13 protein-coding genes are annotated in these 17,235 nt (G+C 65.9%); all 13 read right to left on the bottom strand.

From position 1 onward, the window contains the following. Positions 1-70: 70 nt before the first annotated feature. Entirely contained in the window at positions 71-1,213 is a 1,143-nt protein-coding gene (locus AKJ09_RS52175) for a trypsin-like serine protease (RefSeq protein ID WP_146655342.1), read from the bottom strand. Between the two features lie 113 nt (positions 1,214-1,326). Beyond that, complete coding sequence (locus tag AKJ09_RS52170) at positions 1,327-3,120, bottom strand: IgGFc-binding protein (RefSeq protein WP_146655341.1); 1,794 nt, start codon at positions 3,118-3,120, stop codon at positions 1,327-1,329. Beyond that, positions 3,117-4,499, bottom strand: a complete 1,383-nt coding sequence (locus tag AKJ09_RS52165; RefSeq protein ID WP_146655340.1) for an RCC1 domain-containing protein — start codon at positions 4,497-4,499, stop codon at positions 3,117-3,119. Before AKJ09_RS52165 ends, AKJ09_RS52170 begins: the two co-directional genes overlap by 4 nt. Beyond that, a complete protein-coding gene (locus AKJ09_RS52160) occupies positions 4,474-5,808 on the bottom strand; it encodes a hypothetical protein (protein ID WP_146655339.1) in 1,335 nt (444 codons plus the stop codon). The genes AKJ09_RS52165 and AKJ09_RS52160 overlap by 26 nt, the downstream gene beginning before the upstream one ends. Continuing rightward, on the bottom strand, positions 5,805-7,046 hold the full coding sequence (locus AKJ09_RS52155; RefSeq protein WP_146655338.1) for a beta propeller repeat protein: 1,242 nt from the start codon (positions 7,044-7,046) through the stop codon (positions 5,805-5,807). Before AKJ09_RS52155 ends, AKJ09_RS52160 begins: the two co-directional genes overlap by 4 nt. Further along, complete coding sequence (locus tag AKJ09_RS52150; RefSeq protein WP_146655337.1) at positions 7,043-8,239, bottom strand: hypothetical protein; 1,197 nt, start codon at positions 8,237-8,239, stop codon at positions 7,043-7,045. The genes AKJ09_RS52155 and AKJ09_RS52150 overlap by 4 nt, the downstream gene beginning before the upstream one ends. Next, positions 8,236-8,952 carry a hypothetical protein gene (locus tag AKJ09_RS52145; RefSeq protein ID WP_146655336.1) on the bottom strand — a complete coding sequence of 239 codons (717 nt, stop codon included), beginning with the start codon at positions 8,950-8,952 and terminating at the stop codon, positions 8,236-8,238. Before AKJ09_RS52145 ends, AKJ09_RS52150 begins: the two co-directional genes overlap by 4 nt. Next, on the bottom strand, positions 8,949-9,494 hold the full coding sequence (locus AKJ09_RS52140; protein WP_146655335.1) for an RNA polymerase sigma factor: 546 nt from the start codon (positions 9,492-9,494) through the stop codon (positions 8,949-8,951). The genes AKJ09_RS52145 and AKJ09_RS52140 overlap by 4 nt, the downstream gene beginning before the upstream one ends. Positions 9,495-9,573: 79 nt before the next feature. Next, positions 9,574-10,632 carry a hypothetical protein gene (locus AKJ09_RS52135; RefSeq protein ID WP_146655334.1) on the bottom strand — a complete coding sequence of 353 codons (1,059 nt, stop codon included), beginning with the start codon at positions 10,630-10,632 and terminating at the stop codon, positions 9,574-9,576. Between the two features lie 87 nt (positions 10,633-10,719). Beyond that, positions 10,720-12,612 (bottom strand): SWIM zinc finger family protein, encoded by a 1,893-nt coding sequence (locus tag AKJ09_RS52130; RefSeq protein WP_146655333.1) that lies wholly within the window; start codon positions 12,610-12,612, stop codon positions 10,720-10,722. A 2-nt stretch (positions 12,613-12,614) separates the two neighbouring features. Then, a complete protein-coding gene (locus AKJ09_RS52125; RefSeq protein WP_146655332.1) occupies positions 12,615-13,736 on the bottom strand; it encodes a VWA domain-containing protein in 1,122 nt (373 codons plus the stop codon). Further along, positions 13,733-16,021, bottom strand: coding sequence for a DUF5682 family protein (locus tag AKJ09_RS52120; RefSeq protein WP_146655331.1), 2,289 nt, complete (start codon positions 16,019-16,021; stop codon positions 13,733-13,735). The genes AKJ09_RS52125 and AKJ09_RS52120 overlap by 4 nt, the downstream gene beginning before the upstream one ends. A gap of 2 nt (positions 16,022-16,023) precedes the next feature. Further along, positions 16,024-17,166 (bottom strand): ATP-binding protein, encoded by a 1,143-nt coding sequence (locus AKJ09_RS52115; RefSeq protein WP_146655330.1) that lies wholly within the window; start codon positions 17,164-17,166, stop codon positions 16,024-16,026. Positions 17,167-17,235: the final 69 nt, after the last annotated feature.

Genomic DNA, 17,235 nt, shown 5'->3' with positions numbered 1-17,235 from the left:
ACGCTTCGAGAGCGTTCGCCCGTTTTCGATTTCGAAGTGCGAAGGTGAGCGCTCGTTCGAGCGCGGACCGTCAACGCCGGCGGCGAACGACGAGGAGTGCCAGCACGCCGAGAAGGCCATAGGTCGAGGTCGCGACGTGACGTGAACCCGCGAGCGAGCATCCGGTCGCGTCGGTCGCGTCGATCGCGGCTGGCGTCGTCGATGCATCTGGCGTGGGCGCGGGCTCGAGAGGAGGCTCCGCAACGACGGGGCCGCCGCTGTCTCGCGTGCCCGCATCGCTTTCGGGCGGCGCGACGGCTTCCGCCCACGCCGGCTGTGGATAGAGGGACCAATCCTTCGAAGCCGACTTGACCGTGTCGACGACGAGCGTGCGGAAGGCATCGAGGCGCGTATAGACGGAGCCTTCGCACGACGCACCGTCGGCGCTCGTGAAGGCGCGCGACAGGACACCGAACGAGATGGCGTTGGCCCCGTCGTTCTCGGTGAACGAGTTGTCCTCGTAGGCGCTCGACCCGCTATCACCCTGGCAGAGTCCATCGCCGCCGTAGAACTCGTTCGGGTTGACGATCGAAGGGCAGGGCGAGCTCGCGCCGAGTGGACAGATGAGGCCAATGCCGCGCTTGATCCGGCGCGTCCCTGCGGTGAACCCAGCGTCTTCAGGACCGGTGTTCCCGTAGCCCACCGCCGTGAACGAACGCGTGTAGTGAGAGTCCGTCATCGCGCGCTGGACAGCCGGGATGATCGGCCTGGCCTCGCTCTCGGGCACCATGTCCTCGAGAACGAGCAGTGCGATGTCGTTGCCGCAGAATTGGTCTTGGTCGGAGACGACGTAGCGAGCGACCGTGTGCCAGCCCGTGTTCGGCTGGAAGACGTTTCCGTCCGTCGTAATCCAAGTTTGATCGTGATACGGCGCCCCGAACTTGGGATTCTCCGCGCAGTCGATCAACTTGGGCGTCTCGTGGATGCAATGACGCGCCGTGACGACCACGTTCGGCGCGATGAGGGCGCCCGAGCACAGCGTCTGACACGCGCCAGGAGCGCCACCTCCGCAAATGCCTACTGCGAAGGCGTGCGTCGTATCCACCTCACCGCCTTGGATGGCCTGGCCGGTGGTGCGAACGACCTCGTGGTTGGTTGGCGGCGTTCCCTGCGAGCACGCCGTGGCGAGGCCGAGCGTGAGCACGATTCGCGACCCGCGAAGACCGAGCTTCATGAGTGAGTCCTACAGCGCAACTCGGTTGCGCTGATTGAATAGTCAAACGGAGTTCGCGACAGACTTGTGCAGGGGACCGAGCAAGTGGTCGCCGCAGTAGGTTCGTTCGCCGGTCAGTGCACGGTGACGAGCGGTCGCGGCACGAGCGTGCGTTGTGCCATGCCACCCGGATACGCGTAGCTGGCAAAAGAATCCCAACCCCAAAGCGTGGCGGTGAACGGTCCGTCGCTCTTCATGCGCTGGAGACCGTTCGTGCAGACGCTGTCGCCGAACTTGGCTCCAGGCTTGCCGCCGCGCGTGAGGTCAACACGAGTCCACTCGTACTCTCCGCCGACGCCGACAGGCTGGAAGTCCGTCAGATCACCGGCGCACTCGAGCCAAACCTTCTTGAATTCACCGTGGTCCTTGGCTCGGACGATCACGAGCGACGTCTCGGCGTAGGTCGGGTCGGCGTAGAAGGTATAGGAATTCAGGTATTGGCCCGCGGGCACGATGTTGACGAATTCGGGGTCTCCGAGGCCTTGGTATTGCTCCTCGGTGGCCGTCGGATCTCCCGCGCTGCTCATGTAGGCGGCGAGATAGAACGGATGGTCCGCGTCTTGGCTTCGGACATAGAAGGCGTCGCCCGTACCCGACGTGAACATGGCCGACTCACCGGGGCCGAGCGCGGTGGGAGCGCCCGGAGGAATCTCGGGATCGTAGGAGAGCTGCGTTCCTTCGCGCGCCGCGACGATGCGGTAGCGAACCGGCTCGTGTTCGTTGCCGAGTCGCGGGCGGTACGCGACGCCCACGTATTGGTGCCCCCACTGTGCGAAGGCCGGGATCTGTTGCGCGAGGATGTCACACGCCGCGGCGCCCGTCGGAATGTTCGCGCAACCGTGTCCGCCGACGATGCTGATCGGCTTCGTGGACGTGACGAAGCTGCCCGTCAGCTCCTCGTTCTGCACGAGCTGGAGGAACGCTCCCTTGCCGAGCCGGTAGGTGACGGGCTCGAAAGCCGGGCCGCCGACGATACCTGCACCGCCTTGGATGTCTCGATTGGGAACGATCGTGACGTCGGTGTCGTCCTCCGCCGAGAAGATCTGCGTCGAAGGCTTCCCCGACCAGTCGAGGCCCCAACCATTGACGACGATGTGTTCCTTCGACCACGCCGCGACAGGCAAGACGAGCGATGCCGTCGGGTTGTAGCTCTTCGCTCCGCCGAACGGGTACATCGACGTCACGCCGACGGGCAGCTTCGTCGTCAGGTGGAACGACGAGCCGGCGCCCGTCCCATTGGAACGAATGTCCGTGATCGTCGTCGGGACCACGCCCTTCGGGCAGCTGATGTAGCCGAGGTTGTCGGCATTCGTGTACGTCCGCGCCGGATCACGATCCGAGAGGAAGATGACCACGCTCTCGCCGGGCCCAATCGGTCCCTCGTGCTGATACAGCGTGGCGCTGCCCGGCTCGGTGCGGAAGACGGCCTTCGAGACGTCGACCGGCTTTCCCTCGAGCTCGAGCGAAAACTCCACCGGCTGCTTCGACGTATTGACCAGATATGCGGCGTAACACGAATTGGGTAGTTGTTTCGTGAAGCGCGGTTTCTGGAAATAGAATTCGCAGCCGTTCGAGCTTCGATCATCCGAGGCCGCGGAGCACGGGTCCTGGCATTTCGCGGCGCCGCAGGCCTGGGTCTCCGGGCATGTCTCGACGATCTCTCCCGAACAGGAGCGAATGATCGACTGGCCATCGAGCGAGCACGTGAGCGGGCAGTCGCCAGCCTCGACGCCGGCGTCTTGCGAGAACTTCTCGTTCTCGACAGCAAAGCCGCCTTTGTCGCTGCTGCATGCGCTCGCTGCGAAGAGCAGCAAGCCGAAACTCGCGGCGCCTACCGTGGTGACCACACGCACGGATCGAGAACTCATGGCAGCACCACTTCTTGCGGAACCAGACTTGGTTGTTTGACTTTTCCGTTGCCGAGCTGACCGTAGAAGTTGCTGCCCCAGCAGTAGATCTTCCCGGTGGTCAGCAGAGCGCAGGTGGCTTCCAGCGTGGTCTTGATCTGGGCGACCGGGTCGGGAAGCCCTTTCACCTTGACCGCGTCCCATGCGTAGTCCGTCTTCCCATCACCGGCCTGACCGCTGTCGTTGCTTCCCCAGCAGTAGGCGGCGCCCGAGATGCCGACGGCGCACCAGCGATACGGCTCCGGGTGAATGGTGCCATAGCTGCTCGTGGTGAGCGTCGGCGTCGTCGCAATTCGAGTGATCGGCTCGGGCGTCACGACGGGAGCCGGCAATGCGCGCACGAGACGACCGGCGCTGTAGCCGGGATCCGTCTGCGGGCCCCAGCAATAGCCGGTGCCGTTCGACACTGCGCAGGCGTCGGTCCGGGCGACGTCGATGTCCGTCACGTCGCGGATGACGATCGGCGCCGGATAGGGATCGGGGGAGAGCGGCGAGACGCGGCCCAGCGGAGGATTGGCTCCCCAGCTGACGACCGTACCGTCGTCGCGCAGCGCGAACGTGGCCGCACCCACGGCCAGGTCTCGCACGGGAGCACCCGCGGGAAGAGCCATCGGCTGTGCGGCGACCCTCGCGATCCATGGAGCCGTCTCGTAGGGCGCGACCTGTCCGGTCGCGTTCTTGCCCCAACAGAGGATCTCTCCTCCGGTGAGTGCGCAGATGACGGTCGGGCTCATGTCGATCGCCGTTGCGCTCGGAATGGCCAGCTTCACCGGCGTTCGAGCCACGGTTATCGGCGCCGCCGCGTCGCCCTCGGCTGGATCGAACGGTCCCGTTCCCCAGCACCACGACGCGCCGTCCTTGTCGATGGCGCACGTGTGAGCGAGCTTCACGATGTTCGAAAGTCCGGGCACGCGCAGGGGCGTGACGCTGTCGCTGCCTCCGGCATCGTCGCCATCGCCCAGCTCACCGCCGGCATTCGTGCCCCAACAGGCGACCGTACCGTCCGCGAGCAATGCGCAGAACCCTTCGCGTCGCGTGTCGGATGTTGCGATGAACGTGGTGTCGAGAGAAACGGCACACGGCGCAGTGGTGCATTCGACCGGACGTGCGGAGGCGTCGATCGGGCCCGCATCGTGGACCGTGACGTCGGCATCGGTGCCGGCATCGGCGGTTGCATCGCTCGCCGGCGCGGGCTCCCGCGATGCGTCCTCGGAGTCGAATCGTGCTTGGCCGCGCTCGCTGCTCGAGCAGCTCGCGGTGGCAACGACGGTGGCGGACCAGCACAGTACGGCGGCCAGACCAGCCGCTCTTCGATCAAGGAGTCGTCTTGTGAAGCGCATTCTCGGCTCCGACTGCCCAAAGGTTGGTGCTCGACGTTCCTCGAACGCGAAACAGGGGACGGTCCAGCGGTGCGCCGCTGACGGCGCTCGACGAAATCTCGTAGCTGCCTCCGTCCGAGAAGTTCTCGGAGCGAGTGATGAGTCCCCAGCCGCTCAGCCAGAGATCGTTCGAGACGATATCCATGGAGTAAATCGATTTGCCGAGCGCCGAGGCCGGAACCTGTGACAGCTTGCTCGCGAGGCCGCCGTCACCATCCGACGAAATCTGCGCGATTCTCGATGTTCCAACGATGCCGAGGAGACGCTCGGCACCGGCGAGGTGGACGTCGGTGAGCCAACCGTCCACCGGTGAAACGAAGAGATAGCCGCTACGCGGCGTACAGGCCTTGTATCCGGCAGGAAGAATGCCGTCGGCGATTCTTCGATATTCACCATTGCTCTTGCGAACGACGATGGGGCACGAGCGTCCCGTCGGGAACGTGTCCCTGACGCCGACGAACCATAGGTCGGTCGGATCACTTCCGGTCGCGGCGACGAAGAAGAGATGTTCGAGATCGGATTCGGCATCCGACGCGATGTATTCGGCGACCCAGGCTGGCGTGCCGGCGTCGTTCGTCAGGTGATAGATGGTATTCGAATACCACGCATAGACGTCGGTGCTGCTCGTGCCCCAGACTCCGATCGTCGGACTCTGCTGGACGCTGCCAGGCGACGTCCAGCGGTTCTGTTGAAGGCCGTGGTCGTGGGAGGCGTGCGTGGGCTCGCCCTCGTGGCTGTGGTCCTGGAGCAGCTGGTGGCTCCAGGTCCACGGCGCATCGAGCGACGTGCGAATGCCGTGGAAAATGCAGCCGGGCGCAATGGCGAAGTACAGCTCACTTTCGCCCGGTGCCCACATGCCGCCGGCGTAGGCGCCGAGCCCGCGGTCGTTCGGGGAGCCGTCGTCGATGTACTTCCACGTACCGACCCCATTCGCGTCGGGATCGGTCCACTCTAGAATCTTGATTCCGTATCGGGGGCTCTCGGCGATGGCGAAGGCGCGCGTCGTGAGCGCGACCACGTCTCGCAAGACCAGGTCGGAATCCGGCAAAGGAGTTTCACACCATCCCGCGTCCGTGCATCGAGGCCCGGTGGGAGGGACGAAGACGTCACGTTGCGCATCGCGCACGCCGGCGTCGCTCTCGGGCACCGTGCTCCCCGAATCCGAATCGGCGTCGGGGGAGGGGCTGGGCGACGTTTCGTCGGTGGAGCTGCAGGCGATCGCCGCCGAGACGGCTGCACACGACAAGGTGAGGACGAACCAAGCCCTCATGGCGTGCCTCCGAGGGAAAGAACGACGCCTTGACCGCCAATCCAAACGTGGCCGGCGGACGGCATCCATACCGTGGTGAGATTGGGGCGCTTCTTGCCGAGGCCCGCGATCTTGATTCGGGACCAGGCCTTGCCGTCGTAGTGGAGGACGACGCCTGCATCGCCGACCGCCCAGATGTCGGTCGGCGACGAGCCCCAGATGGCGTTGAGATTCTGCTCGGTCGGAACGCCGCCGACGATGTCCCACATTCGACCGGTGCCGGCGTAGTGACGAATGCTTCCACGCGCGCCGACCGCCCACGCTTCGGACGACGAGGTCGCCCAAACGCCGTAGAGGGCATCCCACGTCTGCGTGTTGTAGACGTCTACGGTCGGCTTCGCGGTGTCGGCGTTCGCGACGTGGATCGCCGCGCCCGAGAGCGAGACCGCCCACATCTCGTTCGGCCCGATGCCGTAAAGGCTCGTCAGCTGGCTGCAAGGCAAGGACTCGCAGAGCTTGTTGACGGCGCCCGGCGACACCCCTTGATCGAAGACGTCCATCACCTGGAAGTCACCCGCGGGCGAGAGGGCAAGTCGCCAGAGTCCGGCTTTTCTGTCGGAGATCGACGACACGACCGTGAAGTAGAGGTTCTCGGAGCCGGCCGCGGCCCACGCCGAGCTCACGAGCATGACTTGGCCGCCGTACTTCGCGGAGGTCGTCGCCGACCGCGTCGACCAGCCTCCGTCGGAGATCAGGCCCCCGTCTTGCTCGGGCAGGCCGCGCGTCACGATCGCGCTGGCCGTTCCGAACGCGGCTTCGGCACCGTCGCGAAGCCACATGGCGCTGAGCGTGTCGAGACGACCGCTATCCGACGTCGACCACGCCGTCCCGTCGAAGTGGGCAATCGTACCGAGAGAGCCGACCGCCCAGACGTCGGTTGCCGAGCGACCGCGGATGGAGGTGATTTGCGCGCGCCAATCGAGAGGTGCCGGCGTCGTCGTCGGTTGGAAGGGCCCGTTGGCGCAGAGCGCGTCACTGGTGCAGTCGGCCGGGAAATATTCGCAATCGGTGCAAGGGCCGGCAGCATCGTCGTCCGCCGCGTCGGCATCGATGCTCGCGTCGGGCGCGGGCGTGATGATCGACGCATCGCCGTCTTCGTGGGCCGTGGTCGATTCGTCGCTTGCGCAGGCTGCGATGAAGGCAGCCGATGCGCACGACGCCGCGCACACTGCATAGAACAGATGTCGCGTGCTCTTCATCGCGGAATGTCCTCGCCGCCGTCTTGATCGCAATTCTCGACCATGCAGCGGCCGCCCACGCAGGCCTGACCGGCGATGGCATCGCAGGTGATGCCGCAGCCACCGCAGTTCCGAGGATCGCTGTCGGTGTTTACTTCACACAAATCTTCGGGATTGCCGTTGCAGTCGGCGCGACCGTTGCTGCACGTCTGGACGCAGATGCCCGCGTTGCATGAGCCAACCATGGCTCCGAAGTTGCGCGAGCACTGGCTACCGCAGGCGCCACAATTCTCCAGATCGGACGAGAGGTCGAAGCACTGTCCGATGCACTGCCCACTCGAGCAATCGCCGCAGAACGTCTCGCCCGCGGGACACATGAGTTGGATCGCGCCGGTGACCTCGTTGATTCCGCAGAATTGGCCGGGATCACCCGCGATTCCGCAGTCGCCGCAATTGTCGGTGTCGAGAAGCGAGGTCTCACACCCGTTCTTCTCCATGTTGCCGTCGCAGTCGGCCCAATACATCTCGCATTTCGGATGTCCGCATTCGCCAGCGATGCATCCGAAGTACGTGTGCGGTTTCGGGGTGAGGCCACCATTGGTGGGATCGCAGGCGGTCCCGCATGCTCCACAATGGTTGTCGTCGCGCTCCATATCCGTGCACGGCGTGAAGAAGTCGCCGCACGCCGTGGTTCCCGGAAGACAGCCGCATCCGTAGTCGACGTCGAAGAACGAGCCGCGGTTGATGCACGCATGGCTCGGATCGCACTTGTCGCCGCAGGTCGAGCAATTGTCGTCGTCGCCCGGATCGGTCTCGCATCCGTTGTCCGGGAGGCCGTCACAATCGAGCGTCGGCACGCCCGTGTGGTTGCACGCCAGAACACAACGGCCTTCCACGCACGTGTACGTCTCGCGACTGCCGCCTTTCGGGCAAGCGCGATCGCAAGCACCGCAATTCATAGGATCGTTGCGGAGGTCGACATCGCAGCGGAAGTTCGAGCCCGGGCACGTCGTCCGCCCGGTGGGGCACTTGTCCGTCGGGCAATACGAGAGCGCCTCCGGATCGTGCGATGCGTCGGCATCGCCGCCCGCGTCGGGGCTCACGAATTGCTGCGCGGGCGGAGGCTGGGTGTAGTCGCCAACCGTCGAATCGGCACAGCTGATGATGGCCACGACGCCGACGAGCGCCGTGAGTCCGACGATTCTTCGCTTCATCGTGCCTCGGACGGTGTGCGGTTCGGGTTGCCGAATGCGGCATCGACCCGACGCCGATAGGCGGAATTCGGATAATTCGAATAGAAGGTCGCGGCGCGTGCGCGCGCTTCGTCGACACGACCGAGACGTGCGAGCGCTTCGATGGCGATGACCTCGCGCTCCTGCACCAGCATGCCGTTGGCAAAACGACGCGCGTGTTCGGACGTCAGTGCGAGGGCATGCTGCGGATTCGAGGTGACCGCGGCGTGTGCACGGTTCAGTAGCGAGCTCTCGGATTCCTCGGCGATCGGCGCTTCGACGCTGGCGGACGGTCGACGCAGGTCTCCCGAGGGAGTGCTGCTGGGAAGCGAACGAACGTCGATCGTCGGCATTTCGGCGACCGGATTCGACGCCGGTGTGGCGACGGGCTCGGGCGTGTGCGCGGGCACGGCGGGAGCCGCGATGGGAGCCGTCGTCTGCGAGCTCGAGGGCGACTGCGGGGCGAGGAAAATCTGCGTGGTGGCGAAGACGCCGAAGGCGGCCGCGGTGATGACGACGAGAGCCGCGCGCGGGCGCACGAGCGAGCGAACGATGGATTGCGACGACGTCGAATCGGCCGACGCTTGGACAGCCTCGACCCGATCGGCCAAACGGGAGAGAGTATCGTGCGACGGTAGGTCGTCTCGTGCGCCAGCCAGCAGGTCGTCGAGCGAGGGGGGAGCGCTCTGTTTCATTTGTTCACCAAAAACTTCTCGAGTTGCTTGCGGGCTCGCTGGACTCGGACGTATGCCGTCGACAGGGGGCATCCCAGGGTCTTCGAAACCTGGTCCATGGGAACCCCTTCGATCGAATGCAGGACGAACGCTGCACGGTCGTCGTCTTCGAGGCGGTCGAGGAGCGTCGGCAGGAGCTCGCGTGCGCGAGAGCGGTCGAGATTTTCTTCCTGCTGCCCGGAGACGACGGGCTCGGGAAAGGTTTCGACGAGGAGCTCGCGCCGGCGACTTGCGCGTCGCCGGTAGTTCTTCGCGTGGTTGATGCAGATGGCGTGCAGCCAGGGCCGTACGCCGTCGTCGGTCAGGTTTCCGATTTTGCGGAGTGCCGTGGTGAAGACCTCCTGGCACACGTCGTCGAGATCGCGATCCGCGACGCCGAGGTAGCGCAGGAGACGCCACACGTATTTGCCGTGCGTGAAGACGAGCTCACGCGCGGTTGGGACGCGCGGCGCTGCCGCCGCCGCGGGGGTAACCTCCGAAGTCAGCACGTTCGATGCGGCCATCCGACGTTCCTGAGTGGGTATGTCGGCGGCTCTCGAGCTTTCTAGGGTCGGGCGAAAAATTCGACGGAGCACGGCAGTTTCAGGGAATAGCGCGCCAAATCAGGCCGAATTCCAGGCCGACCGTGATCCAGGGCACGCGAAACGCAGTTTGCTCGAGCCCCTGCGGGTCTCGGTAAACGAACGCCCCCGCCGCCGGCGCGAGGTGAGCCTCCAGCGCGGCGTACGGCAGGACGCTTCCGGTGCGCGCCCGAAGCTCGGCGCGTAGGGGCAGGTCCAGGAAGGTCTGGTCGGCGGCGGTCGAACGCGGGCCGAGGGGCTCGGCGTGGAGGGCCATGAGGCGTGCCCCGGCACATGCACGCGCCTCGAACTCCGAGTGCCCGAACGTGAACGGGCAAAGGTCGACGCCCCCAGAAAAGCCCCGCACCGCGATTCCCTCGCCTGTCAGCGGGGTCCGCTCGGTCGCCAGCGGGTAGGCCGTGAGGCGAAGTGCGACGGGAACGAAGTGTGGTGGGAGTAGGACGCCCGAGAGGGTCGGGCCGATGGTCGGCTGAGGGAGCTGGCCGGCGGCCACGCTCGCCCCGACGGCCGCCTCGAACTTCCACGGCGAGCTCGTAGGCGCAGGCGGGGTGACGCGCACGGGCTTTTCTTGCACCGCCGGCTCGTCCGTTCTCCACGGCGGGAGGATCTCGTCGAGCTCCTCCTTGGCGCTCCCTTCCGCGACCGCTCGCACGCTCGGCATCTCCACGAGCAGCGCGAGTGCGAGGATGAGAGACTCGTCGAGGGACCGGCAGGACTTCGTGGTCGATTCGAGCGTCCGGTCGCCGAGCCGTAGCCCGACGGCGTCACGCAATACGAGCTGCGTGCGGAATCCGCCGTCGCGCGGCTCGATGCGTCCGATCACCTGGAAATCGGCGCCGGGCTGCTGGAGATCGATGGTCGTATCGGCGGCGGCCCGTGCGCGTGTCTTCGCGACGAGCTCCGCGGGCGCAATGCACGCCTCGGCACCGCGTGCGCGCGTCCATGCGACAGCGACGTGGACGGGTCGCGGCGCTTCTCCGGCATGAGCGGCATGTGCGCCGAGAGCGACCGTCGAAACCGCGACTCCCACGAGAACGGCGGCGCGCCCTGCGAGAGTCAAGGAACACCCAACATATCATGGGGGAGGGCATCTCGACGGATACCGCGCGCCCACGGTCGGGCTTGTCCGAAGCCAACGCGAGCGTGGCTATTCGTCCGCGGAAGCCTCGTGGAGGAGCATGCGAAGCACGAGCAGATCGAAGAAGCCGTCTTCGCTCCCGGCGCCGAAGCTCGCCACCCGTTCACCGAGGCGGTCGAGCCCGGTTTCGTCGAGTCGGGCGGCAAGCGCTGGAGCGGCTGGTACGAACAGCGGCCAGCCCTTTTGGACCGCGCGGTCGACGAACTCCTCGAAGGCGTGAAGCGTGGCCCCCAAGGCATCGTCGTTGTGGGCCCCCATGGCGGGCGGAAGCGCTTCGGCGGACCTCGGCTTTTCGACGTCGGGGACGACGAGTCGATCGGTGCCGATGCCGAGCGGCTGAATCTCCCAACCGTGACGTGTCCGGCAGAGCTCACCCGACACGAAGCGCGCCCCGTTCTCGAGGGCGTCGCGCGCGGCATCGACGGCGCCGGGGCTGACGGTGCGGTGCTTCGTCCGGAGGATGCACCGAGCACCGGCCTGGTCTTCGACGATGGCGACGAGCTCCTGTTCGGCGGCGTCGTAGCCAATCTCGACGACGCGCGCGATGGCGAGCACATGGACGCCGTCGCCGATCTGGCGCGGCCTCAGGAACGACGGAGGACGACCGCGGGTCCGCTGCTCGTGGGTCTCGAGGCTGCGAACCAAGATGGGCTCGGGCAAGTCGTCCCAGGCGCTGCCGCCGGGTAACACCGAGGACTTCATCCCTCGCGCGAACGCGAGATCGATCTCCCCGTTGGCGCGGCGGGTGGCGGCGCGGGTCACGATGTCGCCCTTCGCGAGTGCAGCCACGGACATGCGGCTCGAGGCGAACATCTGGGCCAACTCGAAACCGTTGCGAGGCTTGTCTGCGCCCGTGAACGACCAGGACGCGCGCAGGGCGAGAACGCTCTTCGTGTCTCGCTCGGCAAAATAGATCGTGGCAAAACGACGTTCATTGTCGGCGTCGAGGCGCGCGCCGAGCGAGATCAGACGGACTTGCTCGAGCAGCGTCTCGCGAGCCTCGTCCGAGCCGAGCACCCAGCGTGGGGGAAGCAATTTCGAATTTCGCGAAGCTCGAATTCGGGCAACGAGCTCACCGACGAGGAGCGAACATCGTCTCGAATCGAAGAACGCACTCTGTCGGTCGTAGGCGTCTTTCTGGCGCTCCAGATCTTCGATTCCGTCCGCAATCCATACGAGGCCTGCTTGATCGGCATGGACGCGCGCACGGGTCAGCTCGGTGGTGGCGCCCGTATCGGACAATCCTCGCATCATCACCGCGCGAAGCGCGGATTCGACCTGCGCGAGGGCCGCCGTGCCGGACTCGTGGTCGGCCGTGCCGAGCTCGAAGACGCCGCCTTCGGGCCGCGCGCGAAAGGCCCAAACGGCGAGGACGACGTGCTCGCATGCACCGCCCTTCGTGCAATCGCATTTGGCAAGTGCGAGCGCGTTCGGAGCGAGGAATTGGACGGTCGACGCGGGAAGGGACGCGACCGGAACGGTGCCGGGCCGCGTCGTCACGAGATAGCTTTTGCGAAGGAACGCCTGGGCGCGCGTCATCGCCGCGTCGCCGCAGACCTCACGCAGCGCCTCGTCGGTGAACGCTCCGGGCGACCAAGAGGCCTCGGTTCCCGACGGTTGCTCGGTGCGTGCGAACTGACGCTGGTAGGCGAGCACCGCGGCGACGCGATGACGACAAACCGTGGCTGCGCCGCACGAACAGGCGGCGCCTTTGAGGGTGGTGTTGCGTGGGATCCGTGTCGTCGCTCCGTCTTTCGAGTGCGCGACGACCGTGCCGTCGTCGGCTTCTTCGATCGTCGGCCCGGCGCCCGATTCGACCTCTTTTTGTGCGCGCTTGACGAGGCCCACGTTCGCCAGAACGACGAGGCTCTCCGAGCTGAGCGCGAGAAGATCGTCACGCATGGTCAGGCGATGATGCCTTTCAGGTACCCGACGAGCTCTCCGGGCGTCATGGCGCCCACGTGGGCTCCGACGTTGACGAGGCGGCGCCCGAGATCGCGGTCGTAGGTTGGTTGCGCGTTCTGGTCGAGGGCGGCGAGCACGAGAAAGCGAACGCCCTGCTCGCAGAGTCTCTTCGTGGACCGGACGAGCGCGTCGGCGTCGCCGCCTTCGAAGAGGTCGGTGATCAAGACAACGATCGTGCGCCTCGGATTCTCGACCAGCGTTTCTCCGTATTGGACCGCACGCGCGATATCGGTGCCGCCGCCGAGCTGGACCTTCATCAGCGTCTCGACGGGATCTTGGATTTGCGAGGTCAAGTCGACGACTTCGGTGTCGAAGATCGCGAGGCTCGTCTTGAGTGAGGGCAGCCCCCAGAGGCATGCCGCCGTCACCGCCGCGTGGATGACGGAGCTCAGCATGCTTCCGCTCTCGTCGACGAGCAGGATGACCTGCCAGCGCTCGTTGTGGCGTTTCGAACGCGACAAGAAGAGCGGCACTTTGATGAAGAGGCGCTTTTCGGTCTTGTCGTAGGTCGACAGGTTGCGACGAATCGTTCCGCGCGGGTCGAAGTCGTAGGCTCGCTTGCGCAGGCTTCGGCGCCGGTTTCTCGTTCCCGAGAGCGTCTGCCGAACCTCCTTGGCGAGCTTCTCCATGAGCTCGCGCACGACCTTGCGAACGAGCTCGCGCGCCATGGCGAGCACGTCTTGGTTCATGAGGTGCTTGGTCTGCAGCACGGCGCGAAGAAGCGTTTCGTTCGGCTCCATTCGCGAGAGCACGTCGGGATTCGTCACGACTTCGTGAATCTCGAATTCCTCGACGGCGTCGCGCTCGAGTCGCTCGATGGTCTCTTTCGGAAAGAGCCGGTGGATCTCGTTGATCCATTCCGGAACGGTGAGCTGGGATGGCCCAGGGCCACCTTGCCGAATGTCACGCTCTTCGTTACTGGTGTCGCGGTCGTAGAGCCAGGCGAGCGCAGCGTCGCTCGCGAGATCGTCGGCGGTGGCGCCGCACGCGCGATCGAGGGCTTCGGCGCTCGGTGCTCCGAGGATCAAACGCCACCTAACGAGGTCTTCGTTGCGGCTCATGCGCCTCCTCCTCCGAGGAGCCCATAGGCCTCGGCGAGCGCGAAGACGTCTTTCTGCAGGCGAGACGCGCGCTGGTATTCCTCGGCCGAAAGCGGCGAACGGAGGAGCGAGCCCGCGTCCAACGTGAGGCCATGGCCTTTGACGAGCCGCTTCGCGATGTCGAGTCGCTCGCGTGGGGGAAAGAACGAAAACGCTTGGCGGAGCGAGGGGAGGACGATCAAGAAGTCCTCTTGGCCGAGCGCGGTCATTCGTCCATCGACGATGTCGAGCAGCGACGAGGCGAGGAACTCCTCGCGCGCGAGCGCGAACAGGCCGGAGAGGAAGTCACCGAGCCTCGCGATCTCCACCGCGCCTACGGTGGCGGCCGCGCGGGCTTCGTCGGTGGGCGCATCGGGGCTGGCGATGGACCAGAGGGCGCCGAGGCAGGCGCCTTGAATGGCCGGGGGAGCGTGGTCGGTCGATGCGCGTCGCACGAGCAGATCGAACGACGCGGCACGCACGTCCGGAGGAGCAAGCTGAGGCTCGCGGAGGACGTCACGGATGGCCGTCACGCCGCGTACTTGCCCTGCTGCGTAGGGCTTTCGCGAACCATCGAGGCCCTCGAGGAGCCAGAGCGAACGCTCGAGGGCGGACGTCGTGAGCGAGGCCATCGCTGCGTGGAGCGCCGGCTCGGTGGCCGCTCGCGTCATCCCGAGGAATCTTCCGAGTGCTTCTCCGAGATCGTCGAATTCGACTTCACTCACGATCGCGTCGCGCGCTCGAGCGACGAGGTCGGTGGCCATCGTGCGGTAGCCGGCGAGGAGCGCTCGCTCGAGGGCTCGGGCGATCGACGCCACGCCTTCGGTCGATTGGAGATGCTCGAGAATGCGCGCGAGAGCCGCTTGCTCGAGCGTGGCGCCGTACACGGCGCGCTCGATCAACGTCGACTCGGTCTCCAGATCGCGCTGCAGACGCCACTCCTCCGTGGTGCGTGCAACCCCGCGACGAAGATCGGCGAGCGACACGAGCGCAACGCCGGGGACCTCGAGGATCGCGAGACGGTAGAGGACCTGCCTTCGCTCCGTCATCGACGGATCGACCGTGTCGATGACGACCTTCTTGGGATTGGGCGCCAGCTGCAAGCCGACGCGCTCGAGCTCCCGCTCCACGTCGTGGAGGAGCGGCGGTCTCGGGGTCTCCGGTGCCAGCTCACCGCGCGCGTCGCCCGAGAAGGCGGCCACCATTTCGACGAGCATCGGATCGGTGCCCCGCGGGAGAACGCCCCGTGTGCTCCACGGTGCCGGCGCCGAGAGCGCCTCTTTGACGAGGGCACCCACGAGGCCGTCGAGGACATCGGCGCGCAACGGAACCGAATGTCCGCGTAGCTGCGCCAGCCCGCGCATCAGCTCGCTCGCGGCGAGGGCGTCGGCGGTCGAGACACGTTGGCGCTTTTCGCGCAGGCGACGGACCGCGCGAAAGAGCATCGTGTCCGCGCAGTCGGCGCCGCTCTCCCACGCCTCTTGGTAGAACGCCGGTGAAGGCATCCCCGAGGCGTAGCCAGTGAAGCTGTCGAGGCGGCGGAACGAGAATGGGACGAGGTAGCTCCCCACGCGATCGACGGGGCGCTCGATTTCGGGGCGGACGGCTGGAGCCGACACCCACGCGCGCTCGAGGGCTGGCTTGTGGTAGCCGCCGCAGACCACGACGACGGACTCGTCCTTTGCGGCCACGCTCATCGCCCACGCGATCCATTGGGCCATCCACGCTTCGCGCGCGGCGTCACCCTCGCTCGCGACCTCGTCGGCGCGCAGGTTCTCGAAATACTCGGCGAGCTCGGTCTGGAGCTTCCGCGGCTCTTTCGGTTGCTCGAAGAGGTGATCCCACAAAGTGTCGATGGAATCGAATCCGAGGTCGTGCGCGATTTCGCGCAAGCGAGAGCTCACGTTGAGATGGGCATCGGAATACGTGTTTTCGGTATTCTCGAAAGCCTCGTCCCACGCGGGCAAATCGACGAAAAGAACCTCGGAGCCGACCGCCTTTCCGTGCTTCGCGGCCACCCATTCCGGCGAGTAATCGCAGAAGGGCGACCACGAGGCTCGTGATCGTCGCCCGTCGCTCGTGAGGCGGTAGCTGTAGATGGCAATGGGGAGCCGATGATCATGCGCGAGCTCGCCCATGCGCTCGTTCATGTCACACGGGCCTTCGATGAGGACGAACCGAGGACGCAACTCGTCGATGACGTGGGCGACGAGACGCGCGCACGCGGGACTGTGATGCCGAACGCCGAGGACGACGAGCTCGGCCACGGTCAGACCGGGAGACGATGGCGGGCTTCGAAATAGGCCTGCCAGTGGGGCTCCTTGCGCTTTCCGACGCGCTGCTCGAAATAGCGTCGCAAAAGGGCCAGGTCGCTCGGATCGGCCTTGATCGCCGCGCCCAAGAGGCACTCGACGAGATCGGACGGCGTTGCCGGAGCTGCGGTGAGGAAGTGCGCGCGCACGCCGACGGCATGCGCCACCGAGACGGCCTCGGCGGTCGACATGGCCGTCGAAAGGCGCTCGAGCGGTTGGCCTTCGTTCGTACGCCCGTTGCGAAGCTCGCGGAACGTCGTGACGAGCAGCTCGAGGACGTCACTCGGCGGTGCCGTCGGAACACCCGACCGAGCAAGCGCACGTTTGGTTTCTTCGCGCACGAGCTCGAGCTCGACGTCGTACTGCTGAATGGGAAAGACGGTTTCGAAATTGAAGCGACGCTTGAGGGCGGCGCTCATTTCGTTGACGCCGAGATCGCGCGTATTCGCCGTGGCGATGACGTTGAATCCGCTCTTGGCGAAGAGCATGTTTTCGCTTTCGAGCTCGGGGACGGCGAGAACGCGGTCGGAGAGCGAAGCCAGGAGCGAATCCTGGATTTCGAGCGGACAGCGCGTGATCTCTTCGAAGCGCACGATGCGCCCGAGCTTCATGCCGACGTAGAGCGGGGAGGGAACGAGCGAACGCTGCGTGGGCCCCTCGGCGAGCAGCAGGGCGTAGTTCCACGTGTACTTGATGTGGTCTTCCGTCGTTCCCGCGCTGCCCTGGACGGTGAGCGTCGATTGCCCCGAGATCGCGGCTGCGAGTAGCTCCGAGAGCAGCGATTTGGCGGTTCCGGGCTCGCCGACGAGCATCAATCCGCGGTTCGTCGCGAGGGCGACCATGGCGCGATCGACGAGCGACGGATGCCCGACGAACTTCTTGCGGATGCCGAGCTTCTCGTCACCGAGGATGAAGGTGCGAACGGCGCGCGGCGAGAGCTCCCACCCCGGAGGCTTGGGCGAGGTGTCGGTGCTCTTGAGCTTCGCGAGCTCGTCGGCGTAGAGGATCTCCGCCGGCGGCCGCTGGAGCGGGACGTCGTCGTTCTTCGTCGCGATCTCTGTTTCGCTGCTCACAGCGCCGGCGGTCTTGCTCTTCTTCATGTGCCTATTGCGTCGCCCGGTGGTTCGGCAACCGCGCTCGAGTGGAGTGTATCGCGGGGAATGCGCGAA

Origin of the sequence: Labilithrix luteola (genome assembly GCF_001263205.1) — a bacterium.
GTDB classification, from domain to species: domain Bacteria; phylum Myxococcota_A; class Polyangia; order Polyangiales; family Polyangiaceae; genus Labilithrix; species Labilithrix luteola.
This window is presented reverse-complemented; position numbering and strand designations above follow the sequence as displayed.